This is a genomic window from Streptomyces sp. NBC_01549 (assembly GCF_026339955.1).
In the GTDB taxonomy this organism is placed as follows: domain Bacteria; phylum Actinomycetota; class Actinomycetes; order Streptomycetales; family Streptomycetaceae; genus Streptomyces.
Genome location: NZ_JAPEPW010000004.1, coordinates 528511 through 545010 on the forward strand (window position 1 = coordinate 528511; position 16500 = coordinate 545010).

Sequence of the window (16500 nt, forward strand, 5' to 3'; positions counted from 1 at the left end):
CTGAACGGCGTCAGCCGGCGGAAGCGGCCGGTCAATGCGCGGTGATGCACCCCTCTTCCATGTCCCACCACTCCTCGGATACACCGTGGTTGAGCAGCCTTTGCACCTTGGCGAGATCAGCGGCGGGCGGGACGTCCAGGGCGACCATGCCGAACCGTTCTATGCCCTCGCCGTCGAATCCGAGTTCCTGAAACGCATTGATCACGCTCTGCCGTGCAGCTCCAGGGAGGAAGAAGTGCTCGTCCCCGCAGTAGTCGTAGCCCCAGGAGATGAGACCGCCGGGCTGAGACTGGGACGGGTATGGGAAGCCATCCGGACGACCGGGGCGAGTCACGTCGAAGGTCTCTTGGCTCCGCTGTATGCGCTCCAGGAGCGGGGTGTGCGCTTGTGGGTGGAAGACAACGAGCTCATCGGTGATGACCCCGGTCCATAGGGGTCCAGGAAGGGTCCTCGTTCCCCTGGTTCTCGGTCTCGGTCGCAGGTCGGAGCTGGACGGGACCAGAGACGGATGGCGCCGGCCCGGGCGGTTGCTAGCGTGGAAAGTGGTTCTGGCACCCAGAGGGAAGGAGGCCGACCGATGGCAGTCCAACTCAACCACACGATCGTCGCCGCGCACGACAAGATGGCGTCCGCACGGTTCCTCGCGGATCTGCTGGGTTTGGAGGTGGCACCGGAGTACGGTCCGTTCGTCCCGGTGCAGATACCGAACGGCGTGACGCTGGACTACATGGACACGGCCGAGTCGATCAGCCCACAGCACTATGCGTTCCTCGTCTCCGAGGACGACTTCGACGCGATCTTCGCCCGTGTCCGCGAGGCGGGCCTGACCTACTGGGCGGACCCGCATCACCACCACCTCGGCGAGATCAACCACAACGATGGCGGCCGCGGGGCGTACTTCGACGACCCCAACGGACACAACCTGGAGATTCTGACCAGGCCGTACGGCAGCGGCGAGGACTGATACCCCGGAGCGGTGCCGGGAGCCGGACGCCCCTCGGCGACCGTGTGCCCAGGGCACCGTTCGGACCACGACTCCACTAACACAGACCCGAGTTCCCGTCCCGGTGCGCGGTGATCTCGCCTGGCGTTTGTCTGGGGATGGGGCGCGGCCCGCTCGTCACCGGGGGTGTAGGCGGTGCCGTGCTGACCTCCTTCGGCTATGGCGGCTGGGAGCTGCTTCTCCCGCCAGGCGAGGGCGGCGTTGCCGGCTGGCTGGTGTAGCGGGAGCACGTTTGCCGTGGCAGCTGTATTCGTCGCCTACGCCTTGTCCTGCGGCTGCTCCTGAGCGGTCAGGCTGGCCACAAGCTTGAAAACCGTCGTGGCAGCGATGTCACCGTGGGTTCAAATCCCACACCCACCGTAGGTGAACGGCCCCTGACCAGTTGAATCGGTTGGGGGTCGTTCTCGTGTGCGCTGTCCGTCAAGCACCGTGGTTCCCCGTCAGTTACCGGTCGATCGGGCACGACAGGGGCACGGGTACCTTCTGATCCGTAGGATCGGGCAGCTTGTTGGGAGGGTGGTCAGCCCTCCCCTGGATTGACTGCCAACCGTGGTGATCACCGGCCTCTGCGTGCCGTCGTTGCCGTCAGGGTTGCCGTCACTCACGGATCACCGATGGCTGTGCCGCGCAAGCGGAAGGGCCCACAGCACCTTTGGCCGTGGCTATGCTCTGGTGATGTCGAACCAGTCAGTGGCAGCGGGAGTCGGTCTCGCTCGTGTGATGGCGCACTGCGGCGGAAGCCCGGTCAGCGCCGTGAAGTTTCTAGTGGGGGCGATAGCCTCAGCACCGGCGGACCCGGAGCCCTATACGGCCCTCGCCGAGTTGTGGCGAGACCGGCGCGCGGAACTGGAGGAGGGCCTCGAAGGGGACGGCTCCTTGAGCGCTGTGTTGGCGCAGGCGTACTTCCTATTCCTCGAAGGAAACATGGACGACGCGGTGATGGCCCTGGGTTCGGTCACGGGGGTACGGGCCGACGTGGCGTGGGGCGCTGCCCCATGGTTCGGCGATGCGCGCTTTCTCGGCGCGGTGAGCTCCGAGGCGCTGGCCGAGGCATGTCTGCGGACGTTGGACTACGGCCACGACCTGGACACCGACGAGATGCGTGAGCGATTCGCGCCCTGGTTTCATGCCATCGACGTGGTGTCCGAACGGAGTCCCGCGCCGGAGTCGCTGGCCGCCATGGCCCGGCTGCCCCGGGCCTGCGGCCGCTACGAGCTGTCCTTCGCCCTGTGCGACCGCGCCGATGCCACTGATCGGGTCATGTGGACCGCGGTCGCACGAGCGGCCACCTGGCGCGTGATGGGCAACCTGGACCAGGCTGCGGCAGCCTTCGAAGACGCCCTACGCCTGGACCCTGCCAACTGGTCCCTCTACCTGGACCTTGCCGACGTGAGTGCCGAACAGGGCGACTTCGCCACGGCGGTGGGCCTCGTCGAACGGGGCCTGACATACGCACCGCACGAAATCTCCTTGCGCGCGGCGGGTGCCGCCTACCGCACACGCCTGTCTGGCTCGTCCGACGACCTGCGGGCCCTGATCGTCCTGGCGCCGGAACTCGCGAACATCTCCTACCGGAAGCTGCTGATCGACTACGCATGCGCGGGACCGGGGCTGCCACGGGGACTCGTGGTCAAGGCCCGCCGTATCCGCGAGAACTGAACACGCGCCCTCTGGCAGGACGCTCAGGGGCTGATCTTCAGCACGAAGTACAACGAAAAGGGCCCGGGGACGATCTTCCAGGGTCCTTAACCTGTGTGCACTCGGCAGGATTCGAACCTGCAACCTGCTGATCCGCAGCTCTACAGAGAACGGTCGGTCAGGTCATACCGGCCGAAGTTGAGCCCATGGCGACCATTGCTGAACGGGGGCAGTTGCTGTGGTTGCTGTACTTCGCTGCTGTACGCAGAATCACCCGCATGGGATCTATGCAGCCTGAGCTGAGCTGGCCGTTTGAGGGTGAGGTCTTCCCTCAAGGCCTGCTCGCGATCATCCAAAGGTCCGTCTCAGCGGGGGAGTTCCCGGCCCTGACAGTGATCCATGATGACGAGGATGACTGGCTCGTGAGCGACGGCGTACACGATCCCAACGGTGGGGCCTCATCGGTCCTCCACCTCCAACACGTCGTGGACTCGGACCCGTCGCTTGCCCAGCTGGCCACCATGCCGCCTGGATACGTCGCCCGGCGCTAAACTGCGGCCGATACTTGGGTCATTGAGGAATGGACCTACCCCGACGATTAGCACCGAGAAGTCCGAACCTGCGGCCTAGCGCTTAGAAGGCGCTCATGCCCACCAGCGTCTCTCCTGCCCTGACCAGCGAAGACAGGCTCACGGAAGTGGCAGATGATACATGCGCCGCCACGCATTCGACAGGCATCACCCGCAGCAGAACATGGTGGCGGTCGCGGTCTCGCCAGGCTGGGCCATAACTGCTGAACTTGCTGCTATGCAGGCCGTGCTTGTTGCGCTCATCGCTGTCCTCGGGACGCTAGGCGGATCCATCGTGACAGGAGTTCTCCAACGCCGACATACTGACCGTGCTGCTGAACTGGCCCGACGGGAGCGCAATAGGCAAGAGCAGCGAACGGCCATTTACGATCTTGCGGAGGCGTTAGTGGAGCTCCGCCGCCGGCAGATCTGGCGTTGGTCCACTAGGCGCGACTACGGCACTGGAAACGACACGTACCGCGAGGCCAAGGACGCCTGCTTCGAGGCACGCACTTCGAGCCGAGCTTGCCTCCTCCGCCTTCGGCTCGCGGGTGTTCCTGACTCAGTCGTAGACCTGGCCGTGGTTGCGTTCGAGGCATCCATCATCATCGAAGAGGCTTCCGATGCTGCGGAGTTGGAGCAGAGAGCAGAGGTGTCCAGAACGGCCATGGACTCATTTGTTGCTGCCGCAGCGCGCCACTGCGCTGCCACGTAGCAGGGCTGGCCTTGACGGCTCGGAGAGGCAGTCAGTGCCGGATATCGACTGATTGGCCTATATGGCAAGAGACACCCCATCTTGCCTGACGGCTATCCCTCGAAGGAAACCCGTTCGGCCGGGCGCCCGTGACCTGGCCGTTCACCGGCCGCGCTGGTAGCTGACCTGTCACTGGTTGTCGCCGCCGGTCACTGCCGAGCGGCCTCGCACGGCCCAGGGACGGCCCAGCGATCGGTGTCGGCCCACAGCGGCGAGTGACCGCTTGACTCCAGCACTCGAAGGCATGGCCTCCACCGCTCCGGATTGAGAGGCTGAGCCGGTGACTGATGATGAGGTTGTCGAGGCGTTGCGGACCGTAGCCCGGGCGGGGACCTTGCCAGCGCCCGCGACACGGGAGGCTGTCGCCGAAGCGGAAGAAGTCATCGGGTTCCCGCTGCCTCCCCTTCTGCGACGCTTGTACCTCGAAGTCGCCAACGGCGGGTTCGGCCCGGCCGAAGGAATCCTGGGAGTATGCGGGGGGCGTGCGCAGGGCAACTTTTGGGACATTGCCGAGCTGTACCAGGACGGTCCGGATCCGTCCGGCTGCATCCCCGCCGGCCTGGTGCTGATCTACGACTGGGGTTGCACCGTCTGGTCGCTGGTCGACTTCCGCGATCCTGCGGGCGCCATGTGGTGCACCCATGAAGGAGAGCTCTGGCCCCAGGGCATCGACCTCGCGGAATGGCTGACTGGCGCGTTGGTAGGAACCCTGGCAGTGGAAGCACTGCTGGAGAGCCAACCCGCTTCGCAAATCAGCTGACCCACTGCCCTGAGCTGGTACTTCCCTGTCGAGGTGGCGGGATTTGAACCCGCAGCCGCTTCGTCCCGAAGCAACTTGGGCGGGCCCTTGACCTTGGGCAAGTCCGCCTCTCACTTGCTGCGATGGTCCATAGGTGTGCGCGGTTGTCCGCTGCTGTGCGTTGGCGTTGTCACGCAGTTAGACACTCAGGCACAGCCCAACTGCACTAGCAGCGACGACGTCGGACGTCTTCAACGCGATAGCGGAGCCGCAGCGCCGGGAGATCCTGGCGCTGCTGCGGGCGGGTGAGCGGCCGGTGACCGACCTGGCCCAGGAGCTGGGGATGAGCCAGCCGGGGGCGTCCAAGCACCTGCGGGTGCTCCGGGAGGTGGGGCTGGTGCGGGTCCGCGGGGCGGGCAAGCAGCGCCTCTACGGCCTGGACGCCCGCGGGCTGCGGCCGGTCCACGAGTGGACCGGCGGATTCGAGCGGTTCTGGAACGAGAGTTTCGACCGGCTGGACACCTACGTGCAGGACCTCAAGCAGACACGGCAGGAGGAATGACCGATGGCAGGGGCAAGACAAGAAGCGCGGGGGGAGCCGGCGACGGCCGACCGGGAGATCGTGGTCTCCCGGGTCATCGACGCCCCGCGGGAGCTGGTGTTCGAGGCGTTCACCGAGGTCCGGCACCTGTCGCGGTGGTGGGGTCCGGAGGGGTTCACCACCACCACGCGGTCCTTCGAGTTCCGCGAGGGCGGGGAGTGGGACTTCGTACTGCACGGGCCGGACGGGACCGACTACTCCGAGTGGATCCGCTGGCTGCGGATCGCCACGCCGGAGCGGATCGAGCTGCTGCACGGTGAGTCCCGCGACGACCCGAACGCCTTCGAGTCGGTCCTGACCTTCGCGCCGGACGGCACGGCGACCCGGATCGTGATGCGCACGGTGTTCCCCACCAAGGAACTGCGCGACGAGGCGGTCGAGAAGTACCACGCGATCGAGGGCGGGCAGCAGACCCTGAGCAGCCTGGCGGACTACGTCACCGACCTCGCGCGGAAGGGGGCGGAGGGCTGATGGCCGGGAAGGTGTTCTTCAGCGTGTCATTGTCGCTGGACGGCTTCATCGCGCCCGAGTCCGTGCCCGTTGAAGACGAGCTCTTCGCGCCCGACAAGCAGGACGACCCGGACGTTCAGCGCTGGATGGCGCAGTGGACGGAGTTGCAGCAGTGGGTGTTCCCGCTGCGGTTCTTCCGGGAGAACCTGAAGTTGGGCGAGGGCGGCGAGGAGGGCCGCGACAACGACATCGCGCGGGAGACGTTCGAGCGCACCGGCGCGAGCGTCATGGGCAGGCGCATGTTCGACCTCGGCGAGCAGTCATGGCCGGAGGAGGCGCCCTTCCACACCCCGGTCTTCGTCGTGACGCACACCAAGCGTGACCCGTGGGAGCGGCCCGGCGGCACCTCGTTCCACTTCGTCAACGACGGCATCGAGCACGCCCTCGACCAGGCCCGTGAGGCCGCCGGTGACCGCGACGTCCGCATCGCCGGCGGCGGCGCGACGATCCTGGAGTACCTGAACGCCGGCCTGGTCGACGAGTTCTCGATCACGCTGTCACCGGTGCTTTTCGGCGCCGGCACCCGCCTGTTCGACGGCGTGGACGCGTCCAGGGTCGCGCTGGAGCCGGTCCGTTCGGAGCCGTCGTCGCGGGTGACGCACCTGACCTACGCCGTGCACCCACGGTAGCCGCGCCACCACTCCACCCTAGGCCCTGTCGTCAAACTCCCGTCTGCCCTGCGATGCCATGCACGCTGCCCCACTGCCTGAAGGGCATGGGAGGTGCCCCCACTCGCCGCACCGGGCACAGACCCGAGTACATCCAGTACGAGGGTCTGTGCCCGGCACACCGAGAGCACGCACCTGACGCCGCAGCGATCGCCTGAAGCGCATACCATCCACCCAACTGTCCGCGCCGGGGTTCCGGCACTACCGAAGCGGCGATGGAAGGATTCGGGCCCGGACTCGTGCCGTTAGGGGGCGCCGGTGCGGATCAACTCGCAGCCGATGATGCTGAAGGAGGCTCCTCGTGCTATCGCGGTGAGCCCGTTCGGGGACCGCGTCTACCTGGCCAATCCGGGCGTCGCCGGATCGTTGCGGAATCTGCGTAGGCCCCGCAGCACTGTGACGGTCGTCGACCCGCACGCGCGCTCGGAAGTCGCGCGCATCCTGGTCGGCAGGAATCCGTCGGGTATCGCCGTCGACCCCGACGGCGAGCGGCCCGTGCCGCGGCGGACAGTCCGCAGCAACCGCCGGCCCTAGCCGTCATCGATCTCACGGACGCGTAGCCATTCAGCCACCCGCACAGCCTGACGGTCACGCGCCACCAGGGACAGGACCGGCGGCGCGTCCATCACTCCTGTAGACCTGCCACGGCCGGTCTGTCAGTGCTCGGGTCAGTTCGGCGTCGTACTGATCGGCGTCAAAACAAAACGCTGGAGGCCGCACCTTGTCTATGGGCACCTGCCAATCGGACCACTCCACCATCCCGCCGTGACGCTGCACGAACACGGACAGGTAGCCACAGCAGCCACCCGTGCACTCAGGTTCGCCCATCACTACACGTCGCCCCTCGCCGGTCGCCCAGAGGGAACCGTGACCGTCGGCGGGCAGCGCCTCCTCCGCAAACGGGCCGCGGCCTCCCTCTCCAACCGCCTCCGCCACCACTTCCTCGCCGTCGATCCGGAACTGCAACTGCGCAGCCCAACGGGGGCCCGGTGGCAACGCACTGACCTCAAGCCGATTGAACACCCGAGCACCCTACGTGGGTACCGGCCACCACAAGTCCTTTCCTGCGACCGGGTGTGGGCATCCGGCCAACTACCAGTCCGGGGTGTGTCTCACCGAAGGCCGACCGGATTGAGACAGGTCAGCCGTCCTGGACCGAGGCGTCGTGGTCGCCGACGGAGACGGGCGTGTCCATGGGGTGCAGCCGGCGGACCGGAATGGTGAGCACGGGGACGCGGGGGAGCTTCACGGGTTCGCCGTCGGCATCGAGCAGCATGCCGGTGACCTGGTAGCAGTGGCCGGGCGGCAGGCGGACTGTCCCGTCTCCTCGGACGTTGACCGGTCTCACCGAAGCCTGACGACCGTCCTGTTCGTCTCATCGAGGTCTGAGGGGGTGTCTCGTGGATCAGGCCGCGTACCCTCGGCTCCGTGCCCCGCCGTTCGAAGAAGCCCCGCCGACTGATCGCCGACGGGCTCGCGTACCTGTGGACGCTTCGCCACAGCCACCGCGTGCTGGACGGCGGCCGGTACGCGGACTGCCGCGAGACCCTCACGCTGTACCCGCAGCCAGCCGGCACCGGCGGCCCGCTGCGCATCGTCTTCGCCGAGGGCCCGGGCCGGTACGTGGGCGGGTTCCCCATGGGCTCCGGGGATGTGGGGTACGTCCGGGGAGGCTCCCTGAACCTGCACGAACCGGGCGCTGTCCGGGCCCTGCTCGACGCGGCGTCGGCCCGCGGGTGGCAGCCGGGGGAGCCGCAGTCGACGGAGGTCGACGGCTGGCCCCTGCTGGAGGCGGCGGCCGCCGCGCAAGCCGGGGACGCCGGCCCCGAAGGCCCGTAGGGGGTGATCCGATCCCCCCTCGCACCGACCCACCACACCCCGATCAAACTTCGATGAGACTGGTCGAACTCCGTTGAGACGGGACACCGGCGGCTTCGACCTGGTCCTCTGTGAGTGTCCGTTCTCAACGAACCCAGTCGATGGCAGGCGGCTGACCTGGGCGGACTGACTTGAGCAGGTGATCTGGCCCGATTCGCTCGTCGTCTCATGCGATCTGGTCCGTTGGCGCTACTCATGTCACGCGAGACCTCGACCCGCACGGCGATGAAACCCGGGGTCCCGGTGAGCAGTACGCGCCAATATGGTGGACCGATGGCATCGATCAAGCAGTTCCAAGTCACCTTCGACTGCGCAGAACCTGAGCGCCTCGCTCGTTTCTGGTGCGAGGTGTTGGGGTACGTCGTACCGCCGCCCCCGGAGGGGTTTGCCACTTGGGACGATTTCAAGTCCTCGCAGCCACCAGAGCAGCGGGATTCGTGGTTCGCCTGCAGTGATCCCTCAGGTGTGGGCCCGCGCCTGTACTTCCAGCGCGTCCCCGAAGGGAAGGCCGCCAAGAACCGGCTGCATCTTGATGTGCGGGTCGGCACCGGACTCGTGGGTGAAGAGCGCCTCGCCGCACTTGAGGCCGAATGCGCGCGACTGGTCCCGCTCGGCGCGGTACACGTGCGAACGCTGTATGACGGCAATGATTCATGCATCCCGATGCAGGACATCGAGGGCAACGAGTTCTGTATCGACTGAGAGCCGCGAAACGTGCCCTCCCAGATCAACTGAGACGGCACCGGGCAGGAGCAGGAGCTCGAACGGCACCTCGCAGCGGTATGTCTGCCCCGCCCTGATGTCCTCGGTGCGGATGCCTCCAGGGTGCTCCCCTCCTGGGTCCGGCGTTTTCCTGGGTGGATCCGCGCCGCGCACGCGGGGCCGGGTGCCTGTCCAGGTGGGTGCGGGGTCTGTGTCATCGGCGCCGGTCTGTGTCCTCACTCCCGTGTCTTCCCAGGCAGCCGGGCCGACCTGTGTCACTGATCAGCTGTGCCCTTGGCACCCGAGGCGCGATGCGGGAGGGCGTCCTCGTCGGGTCCGGTTCCGCCATACCCCTCCCCGTGCTGTACGCCATGCTGTACGGTCGGAACATGTCGAAGTCAGTGACAATCCGGGTCCCCGAAGAACTCCACGCGCAGCTGCAGGAGCGGGCCGAAGCCGAGGGCACCACGGTCACCGCGCTCATCACCGAGGCCGCGCACAACGCGCTCCGCGACCCCCGCCTGGACAGCGCCGCTGACGTCTTCCGCGCGTTCGTCGCCGACAACGCGGCCGCGTTCGACGCGGCGTTCCCCGACGACGCTCCCGCACGGCTGGACGCCTCCGGACGGGCTGCCGCCTGACCATGGAGCTCCACATCGACATCCGCTGGCTGCTTGAGCGCCAGGCGGAAGTGCTGCCCAAGCACCCCTCGGTCCACGACTTCTCCAACCTGGTGGCCGCCGTCGCCCGCCACCGGGTCAACACCCCCCAGGTCGGCGTCGCCGTCGACAACGCCTGGCGCGCGGCGGCCCTGATGCATGCCATCATCCGGCTGCGCCCCCTCCCGGCACGCAACGCCTTGTACGGCGCCGCGATCGTCACGGCGTACATGGACGCCGCGGGCGAGACCGTCGACCCGCCGTACGGTGCGCTGATCGACCTTGCCCGCGACATCGACGCCGGCCGCGCCGACGGGTACGACGCAGCTGACCGCATCCGCTCTTGGCGGATCTGAACGCGCCCCGGCGTGCAGTGCCTCGGACTTCCTTGGTCCGGGGCGCTGCTGCTTTTCGCTGCACGGCGCTGCCTTGGGGTGGTGGGGTGCCGCCTTGTTCCGGAGAGCGATGACACGTGAAGGCCGGCCTGCCCAGGCCGTTGCGGAGGGGCCGTACGTGCGGCTCAGCCGAACATGGCGAACCGCCTGCCGCCGTGCCCCGCGCACTGCGAGGACCTGCCCGGGTGGCCCGGCACCGTAACCCGTACAGCCGACGGGCTGTCGCTTCCCTGTGGAACTCCCCGTGGAACTCCCTGTGGAACGTGAACCCCTACGGCACCTTCCGTCTGGACATGGACGCCTGGCTCGACCTGGGGCCGACTGTGGCCGTGCCCCGCCCCCGTACCTCGGCAGATGCCGCCACCCGGTCAGCCAGGGAGCTGCGATGAGGGACTTGCCGACCTCACCGGCCCCTGCATGAACGAGGCCGCCTGGCGGGCGCGCGATGGGTTCGGCTCAGGTTGAAGGGGCCGGGGTGGGCACCACTGGCTGTGACCATCAAGACGGCTGTCTATCCGCGATCCGAACCTGGTGTGGTGGTGTCACCTGGCTTCGTTTCGGGTTTCGTGTAGAGGACTTCGCGGACCTGCTCCGCGGCGCGGAGGATGCTCTCGCTGATGAAGTCGCTGAAGCGGGCGATGTTCTCCAGGCGGGCGGCGGCCGGGCTGTCGCGGCCGAGGATACCGACGCCCTGCCGTGCGATCTCGGCGACCTGGGCGATGCCGCGGGCGCTGGCGATCGTCGACTGGTACCAGACGTCGTCGTCGACGAAGTAGCGCTCGCGGCGGCGTTCGTCGCGTTCCCGGCGGACGAGGCCCTGATCTTCGAGGAACGCGATCGCCTTGGAGACGGACGCCGCGCTGACCTGGAGGCGCTGGACGAGTTCGGACGCGGTGAGGCTACCCGCGTCGGCGATAAAGAGGCAGGTCAGCACCCGAGCTGTCATCTTGGGCAGGCCCTGTTGCATCAGGAGGGTGGTGAACGCCTCCTCGTACTCCAACACGGCCTCGTCGTCGCGCCCGTGGCCCTGCGCCGGCGCCCCCTGCCCTCGAGGCGGGGTGTGCTTGCGCCGGTGGGCGCGGCGTTCGGTGGCGCGGTGGGCCAGGTCGGCGCGGTAGGTGGTGGGGCCTCCGTTGCGCATCACCTCACGCGTGATCGTCGAGGTCGGACGGTCGAGGCGTCGGGCGATCTCGGCGTAGGGGAGGCTGTCGGCCAGCCCCAGCGCGATCTGCTGGCGTTCCTGCTGGGTGAGTCTGCCTCCCGGCATCGCGATCTCCTTGGTGATCCTTCGTGGCGGTCCCCGATCCGCCGACTATAGCGTTCACCTCTCATCCATTGCAATGACCAGAGCGTCCGTCGTTGCGTTACCTTCAAGGCCGTTGCAACAGTTTCTTGGTCTCTACCTGCATCGATGTCGATACTACGCAACCAGCATGTTGTCGGATTCCGAAAGGCAACGTAGCGTTTCCGGAGTCAGAAACAATGAGCGAGTACGGGAGAGCATGATGCAGAAGTTCGACACCCCCGCCCCGATCTCCGCCGTCCTGGACATCCCCGCCGGACGCGTCCAGTTCATCGCCGCAGACCGCGCCGACACCACCGTCGAGGTCCTGCCCGCCGACCCCTCCAAGAGCCGCGACACCAAGGCCGCTGAGCAGACGGAAGTCGCCTACGCCGACGGCGTCCTGCGGATCACGGCCAAGGCCGCCGACAACCAGCTCTTCGGCCCCTCCGGATCCCTGGAGGTCACCGTCCAGCTGCCCGCCGGCTCCCGCATCGAGGCCAAGGCCGCCAGCGCCGAGCTCCGCGGCGTCGGACGCCTCGGCGACGTCGCCTTCGAAGGCGCGTACCGCCAGATCAAGATCGACGAGGCCGCGAGTGTCCGCCTCACCGCGGTCGACGGCGACGTCGAGGTCGGCCGACTGGGCGGCTCCGCGGAGATCAGCACCGCGAGGGGCGACATCCGGATCGCCGAGGCCGTGGGTGGCACGGTCGTGCTCCGCACCCAGTCCGGCGATATTTCGGTCGTCGCCGCCGCCGGCGTCTCGGCCGCCCTGGACGCCGGCACCGACCACGGCCGCGTCAGCAACGCCCTCAAGAACGACGGCACCGCCGAACTCGACATCCGCGCCACCACCTCCCGCGGCGACATCACCGCCCGCAGCCTCTGAACGAGCAGGACCAGGACCATCCGGCCGGGCCCACCGCGATCGAGATCCTGTCGGTCGTCGCCGAGGACCCGGCCGCCCGTCCCGAGGAGCCCGCGAACGACATGGCAGGGCCTGGAGAAGTCGCAGGGCCTGGAGAAGTTGCAGGGCCTGGAGAAGTAGGACAAGACGCTCTCACGCGACCAGGGGGAAACACATGACGAAGAACAGCACTTCCTTGACCGGATCGAAGACCGGTTCGCAGTGGACCGGCATGGTGCCGGTCGACGATACGGCCTTGGCCGTCACCGACACCGACGGTCCCGGCATCCCTGTGATCTACCTCAATGGTCAGTTCGCCACTCAGGGGTACTGGCAGCGGGTCATCGCTGAACTGGGGACGGGGTGGCGGCACATCACCTACGACGAGCGGGCCCGCGGCAGGAAATCGAAGCGTTCCGCGGACTACTCCTTCGAGGCCGCCGTCCGGGATGTCGATGCCGTCCTCGCGGCTCGGGGGGTGGACCGGGCGCTGGTGGTGGGTTGGTCCTACGGGGCGTTCGTCGCAGCGCACTGGGCCAGCCGCAATCCGGAGCGCACCCTGGGCGCGGTCCTGGTCGAGGGCGCGCAGCCGTACGACTGGCTGGACGAGGCCATGGAACAGCGGATCCGGAAGACGTTTCGGCGGATGAGCTGGTTCCTGCCGCTGCTGCGCCCGACGGGCCTGACCCCGCGGATGAATGCCGAACAGATGGCGGACAGCAACATCGAGCTCGGCAGGCTCGCCCGCGAGCGCGAGCTGGGCCCCGTGCTCGACAACATCACCGTCCCGGCGCGCTATGTGGTCGCTTCGGGGGCGTCCCTCGGAAGCAAGGGTGACGAGCAGGAGCGGATCCGCGCCAGCCTCGATGGAGTGGTCGCCCGCAACACGAACATCAAGATCAGCGCGAAGGTCGCCAGCAATCACGATGCGATCCTCAAGAAGGACGCCCCGGCCGTCGCGGAGGCCGTACGCGAGGTCGCCGCCCTCGACCGCGGCCGGCGCTGAAGACACGACCGGCGCAGTGACGATCAGTCAGGCAGCGGCCTTCGCCGGTGTCACGGTGAGACCCGAGCGTCGGCAACTCGCATCGGAAATCAACGTCGGTGAACGGTCCATTCGGGGCCCCCACATGCGGCTCGACATCATGACCCCGGCTGAAGCCCGCGCGTGGACTGCTGCCAATACCGGACCGCGTGGCCTGGCCACACGTTGGACTGGTTCCACAGTGAACAGCTCCCGGTCGCTCCCCAACCGCTTTGGAGGAAATGGGAGGAAAGCGGAAGCGGGCCGACAGCCCCGGCCCGTCCCGGTAAAAGCGGCAAGAACAACGATGGCCTTGTCGGCGAAAGCTCAGATTCATGAAGCACCAAGGCGGCGCTTGCTGTCAGGGGAAGTCCGGGCACTCCTCGGCAAAGCCCTGCGAGACGGGCTGCCATACGCCGTGGTCCTCACGCACGCTCAGTCGATCCGCTTCCTCCGCGGTCTCGATCAGCTGAGCGGTGGTCAAGGGGACGGCCGCCGCGAAGACCCGCCCGAGGTGGCGGCAGTGCAGCATCGGGCGGAGTCCCTCCGAGTACGGCTCATCGGCGACCGCGAAGAGATCGGGCAGGGTCCAGCCCAGCGGACCTGCTACGGCGGACAGCTGCTGTCGGCGGTGCGGACTTGGGTCCCAGCGCCACATCATCCCGTGCAACGTGCTGAGGGACAGTCCCATGAACGGCAGTTCGCGGATGCCGAAGCCGCGATTGCGGATCAGCGCGCCGAGCATGGCGGCGAACCTGGTCTGGGCGGGACGGCGGCCCGGCCACGTCGGCTGCACGAGGGGTTCTCGAGCGGCGACGCGGGGCAGCGAGCGGACGAAAGCCTCCAGCGCGGCGAGCTGCGAGTGGTTGCAGTGACTGACGCGGTATGCGAACTGCCTCATGACCCTGGCGTCGCGCTCCGGGGGAAGGAGTTCCGCCGGCACCAGGTGGCCCGCGACGACGAGAAGGTCGGCGGCCGGTATGTCGAGTTCGGCGGCAAGTTCGGTGAGTCGCTGCGGGGCGGTGCCAGTTCCGCTCGCGGCGAGGCTGCTCAGGATGAAGGCCCGTTCCATGTGAGGAAGGTAGCGGGTGGGCTGCCAGGACAGCCGGGAGCCGCCCTCGTACGGGCCGGCTGCAGACGCAGTGGCCGCCGCCAAGGACGGCAGGGTCCTGGTCCTGCGACTGGTCGAGATGGCTGTCACGTGGCTTCACCGGCGTCAGTTCGGCGGGCTGCCATCATGCTCAGATGGCCCACGACATAGTGTTCTTCCTCGCCCCCGACGACGAGGCCGCCGCCGCGACGCGCCTGCGGGGACCTGGTGAGGCCTTTGAGTCTGTGACCTGCCGTTATATTGAGCCGGACAGTGCCATCGCCGAGTGGGACATGTACTTCGAGGAGCCTTCGGCCGAGGCCCCGCCGCTTGAGCAGCTCCTTGGCTGGGCGTGGCCGGAGTGGGTCACCGCCCCCTTGAACGATGGCGTTGAGGTGTTCGCTCTGCCGAAGCGGCTGACCCGGGCGCTGGCCAACGCGAGCTCCGCCGAACTCGAAAAGCTCGCAGGCCGCTGGACCACGCGGCTCTGGTCCGAGGACGGGGACGACATGACCGACGATGATCTACTGGCGGTCCTGCGGGGAGTTGCCCGGCTCGCGGCGTCTGCGGTGAACACGGGTGGCGGCCTCTACAGCTGGAGCTTCTGATCGCCCACCTTCGAAGGCGACTCGCGTTTGACGCCGCTGCAGGCCCACAGCTCGGTCCCGGCGGCGTTGAGGTACAGCGTGAAGTGCCACGACCGGTCTGCTGCGTCGATGATGCCGGTGCGCAACCGCCCGTCGCGGTGCTGAGCCAGGATCTCAACGGTCTCGTCGAGGCCGATGGTCGTCAGGCCGCGCTTCAACGACCATCTCAGTCTCGCTGCGGCGATGCCGGCGACCCTCCAATGGGGCACCTCGTTGTCCCAGACCACCACCTGGCCGCCGGCGGCGATGGCGTCGCGTGCTGCCTTGCAGGCGCGGGTCTGGTCGGTGAGCATCGCGGCGATGTCGGGGGCGATGTCGGGCCGACCTGGGTGCTCGTCCTCGGTGGCCATGCGGTGACTGTAGGGAGCGCACGCAGGCGTTGCTACGGGATTCGGCGGGCATGCGGGGGCCCTGGGCCACTCTGCACCTCCCGCGGTCCGGTCGAGCTGAACCGGCTGCCCCGCCCCCCTATTCCGCACGACCACATATCCGAACCTGCCGACAGCGTCGTCGCGGATCCTCAGCAAGCGAGGCGTTCACGGCCGTACCGGGCGAACTTCGCGACCGCGGCCTTGCTGCTGCGCTCCAGGGCCTTGCGGAGTACTGGCGATCCCGGTCATCAGTGGCTGCGGAGTGGGCTGCCAGGCGGCTGATCTCGGGATGCCTTTGATCACTCATAGCGGGGTGCCATGAGCCTGTGCTCGACACCCAGGCTGCCTCGTTGCCGGACGGGGGGGAAGTGGTCCACCACCGGCCTACTCATGGTCATGGGTTCTGGGTGGCCCGGTGCGCGAAGGCGGGCGGGAGGTTCCCCCACACCACGGCCGAGCGCTCCAACCGGTCGAAACGGCACCCCAGTTCGGCGGTGAAGTGACGGGCGGGAGGAGTCCAGGCCGCGTGGAGATACGCGAAGGTGGTGAACCGACCGCCAGGCGCGAGGACTTCGGTCACGGCGTCCAGGATCTGCCCGCGCCGTTCCCGCGGCATGACCGTCCACGGCAGCCCGGAGACCACCGCGTCGACCGGTTCGCCCACCGCGGCGGCCAGCTCGGCGGCCGAGCCCGCTACCACGGTCAGCCGTGTGTCGCGCCGGGTGGCCGACAGCCGTGCCGCGAGCACCGGGTTGAGCTCGACGGCGACGAGCCGTGCGTCGGGCGCTAGCCGGGCAAGGATCGCGTCGGTGAACACCCCGGTTCCCGGGCCGAGTTCGACAACGATCCGGGCCCGCTCCAGACCGATGCCTTCGGTCATCGCGTGCGCCAGCCGCCGTGAACTGGCCGCCACGGCACCGGTCATGAGGGGCCGTCTGAGGAACTCGGTGGTGATTGACATGGCGGCCATGCTGGAAGTGCCCCGGGGAGCCGCACGTCGTATCCCCGGCCGGAGCGTGTACGACCGCGGTAGGACCTCATGACGCCCCCCAGGACGATGCGG

Annotated in this window: 21 protein-coding genes and 2 pseudogenes; 16 read left to right on the forward strand and 7 right to left on the reverse strand. The window is 67.9% G+C overall.

Annotated features, from left to right (window positions below; translation table 11 throughout):
- Positions 1–31: 31 nt before the first annotated feature.
- Positions 32–220 (reverse strand): annotated as a pseudogene (locus tag OG819_RS58955) (DUF4265 domain-containing protein); the annotation flags it as partial.
- A gap of 357 nt (positions 221–577) precedes the next feature.
- Between OG819_RS58955 and OG819_RS53115 the strand changes: the two are divergent.
- From OG819_RS53115 to OG819_RS53150, 8 genes and pseudogenes are all read left to right on the forward strand, one after another.
- Entirely contained in the window at positions 578–964 is a 387-nt protein-coding gene (locus OG819_RS53115) for a VOC family protein (RefSeq protein WP_266657078.1), read from the forward strand.
- A gap of 759 nt (positions 965–1723) precedes the next feature.
- The gene (locus tag OG819_RS53120; protein WP_266657453.1) at positions 1724–2662 is read left to right on the forward strand and encodes a tetratricopeptide repeat protein; all 939 of its coding nucleotides are present in this window, start codon (positions 1724–1726) and stop codon (positions 2660–2662) included.
- A gap of 185 nt (positions 2663–2847) precedes the next feature.
- A complete protein-coding gene (locus OG819_RS53125; RefSeq protein WP_266657080.1) occupies positions 2848–3192 on the forward strand; it encodes a hypothetical protein in 345 nt (114 codons plus the stop codon).
- A 1052-nt stretch (positions 3193–4244) separates the two neighbouring features.
- The gene (locus OG819_RS53130) at positions 4245–4724 is read left to right on the forward strand and encodes an SMI1/KNR4 family protein (protein ID WP_266636036.1); all 480 of its coding nucleotides are present in this window, start codon (positions 4245–4247) and stop codon (positions 4722–4724) included.
- A gap of 208 nt (positions 4725–4932) precedes the next feature.
- Positions 4933–5265, forward strand: a pseudogene (locus OG819_RS53135) (ArsR/SmtB family transcription factor); the annotation flags it as partial.
- 3 nt (positions 5266–5268) lie between these two features.
- Positions 5269–5775, forward strand: coding sequence for an SRPBCC family protein (locus OG819_RS53140; protein ID WP_266636034.1), 507 nt, complete (start codon positions 5269–5271; stop codon positions 5773–5775).
- 23 nt (positions 5776–5798) lie between these two features.
- Positions 5799–6443 carry a dihydrofolate reductase family protein gene (locus OG819_RS53145; RefSeq protein ID WP_323139473.1) on the forward strand — a complete coding sequence of 215 codons (645 nt, stop codon included), beginning with the start codon at positions 5799–5801 and terminating at the stop codon, positions 6441–6443.
- Between the two features lie 297 nt (positions 6444–6740).
- Positions 6741–7016 carry a hypothetical protein gene (locus OG819_RS53150; RefSeq protein ID WP_266657084.1) on the forward strand — a complete coding sequence of 92 codons (276 nt, stop codon included), beginning with the start codon at positions 6741–6743 and terminating at the stop codon, positions 7014–7016.
- A 54-nt stretch (positions 7017–7070) separates the two neighbouring features.
- Here OG819_RS53150 and OG819_RS53155 read toward each other — a convergent pair whose 3' ends face one another.
- Together OG819_RS53155 and OG819_RS53160 are read right to left on the reverse strand one after the other, a co-directional pair.
- Positions 7071–7505, reverse strand: coding sequence for a hypothetical protein (locus OG819_RS53155; RefSeq protein WP_266657086.1), 435 nt, complete (start codon positions 7503–7505; stop codon positions 7071–7073).
- A gap of 118 nt (positions 7506–7623) precedes the next feature.
- On the reverse strand, positions 7624–7830 hold the full coding sequence (locus OG819_RS53160; protein ID WP_266636023.1) for a hypothetical protein: 207 nt from the start codon (positions 7828–7830) through the stop codon (positions 7624–7626).
- An 80-nt stretch (positions 7831–7910) separates the two neighbouring features.
- Between OG819_RS53160 and OG819_RS53165 the strand changes: the two genes are divergently transcribed.
- The 5 genes from OG819_RS53165 (at position 7911) to OG819_RS53185 (ending at position 10505) form a co-directional block, all read left to right on the forward strand.
- Entirely contained in the window at positions 7911–8321 is a 411-nt protein-coding gene (locus tag OG819_RS53165; RefSeq protein ID WP_266636021.1) for a hypothetical protein, read from the forward strand.
- 312 nt (positions 8322–8633) lie between these two features.
- Positions 8634–9062, forward strand: coding sequence for a VOC family protein (locus tag OG819_RS53170; protein ID WP_266636019.1), 429 nt, complete (start codon positions 8634–8636; stop codon positions 9060–9062).
- Between the two features lie 389 nt (positions 9063–9451).
- Positions 9452–9703: a YlcI/YnfO family protein gene (locus OG819_RS53175; protein ID WP_266636017.1), complete on the forward strand. Its 252-nt coding sequence runs from the start codon at positions 9452–9454 to the stop codon at positions 9701–9703.
- Positions 9700–10077 carry a toxin Doc gene (locus OG819_RS53180; RefSeq protein WP_266637318.1) on the forward strand — a complete coding sequence of 126 codons (378 nt, stop codon included), beginning with the start codon at positions 9700–9702 and terminating at the stop codon, positions 10075–10077. The genes OG819_RS53175 and OG819_RS53180 overlap by 4 nt, the downstream gene beginning before the upstream one ends.
- Before the next feature lie 224 nt (positions 10078–10301).
- Positions 10302–10505, forward strand: a complete 204-nt coding sequence (locus tag OG819_RS53185) for a hypothetical protein (RefSeq protein ID WP_266657088.1) — start codon at positions 10302–10304, stop codon at positions 10503–10505.
- Between the two features lie 122 nt (positions 10506–10627).
- On the opposite strand, the gene OG819_RS53190 is transcribed toward OG819_RS53185, so the two are convergent.
- Positions 10628–11383, reverse strand: a complete 756-nt coding sequence (locus OG819_RS53190; protein WP_266636013.1) for a helix-turn-helix domain-containing protein — start codon at positions 11381–11383, stop codon at positions 10628–10630.
- A 238-nt stretch (positions 11384–11621) separates the two neighbouring features.
- Here OG819_RS53190 and OG819_RS53195 point away from each other — a divergent pair, with 238 nt between their 5' ends.
- Both OG819_RS53195 and OG819_RS53200 read left to right on the forward strand, forming a co-directional pair.
- Positions 11622–12287 carry a DUF4097 family beta strand repeat-containing protein gene (locus OG819_RS53195; protein ID WP_266637316.1) on the forward strand — a complete coding sequence of 222 codons (666 nt, stop codon included), beginning with the start codon at positions 11622–11624 and terminating at the stop codon, positions 12285–12287.
- Positions 12288–12480: 193 nt separating this feature from the next.
- Positions 12481–13311: an alpha/beta fold hydrolase gene (locus tag OG819_RS53200; protein WP_266636011.1), complete on the forward strand. Its 831-nt coding sequence runs from the start codon at positions 12481–12483 to the stop codon at positions 13309–13311.
- Positions 13312–13690: 379 nt separating this feature from the next.
- Here the strand turns inward: OG819_RS53200 and OG819_RS53205 are convergent, their stop codons facing one another.
- Positions 13691–14485 carry a hypothetical protein gene (locus OG819_RS53205; RefSeq protein WP_266657090.1) on the reverse strand — a complete coding sequence of 265 codons (795 nt, stop codon included), beginning with the start codon at positions 14483–14485 and terminating at the stop codon, positions 13691–13693.
- 89 nt (positions 14486–14574) lie between these two features.
- Between OG819_RS53205 and OG819_RS53210 the strand changes: the two genes are divergently transcribed.
- The gene (locus tag OG819_RS53210; RefSeq protein WP_266657092.1) at positions 14575–15027 is read left to right on the forward strand and encodes a hypothetical protein; all 453 of its coding nucleotides are present in this window, start codon (positions 14575–14577) and stop codon (positions 15025–15027) included.
- Here the strand turns inward: OG819_RS53210 and OG819_RS53215 are convergent.
- On the reverse strand, positions 15009–15416 hold the full coding sequence (locus tag OG819_RS53215; protein ID WP_266657094.1) for a hypothetical protein: 408 nt from the start codon (positions 15414–15416) through the stop codon (positions 15009–15011). The two genes, OG819_RS53210 and OG819_RS53215, sit on opposite strands and share 19 nt — an antisense overlap.
- A gap of 415 nt (positions 15417–15831) precedes the next feature.
- The gene (locus OG819_RS53220) at positions 15832–16398 is read right to left on the reverse strand and encodes a methyltransferase domain-containing protein (RefSeq protein ID WP_266657096.1); all 567 of its coding nucleotides are present in this window, start codon (positions 16396–16398) and stop codon (positions 15832–15834) included.
- Between the last annotated feature and the right edge of the window lie 102 nt (positions 16399–16500).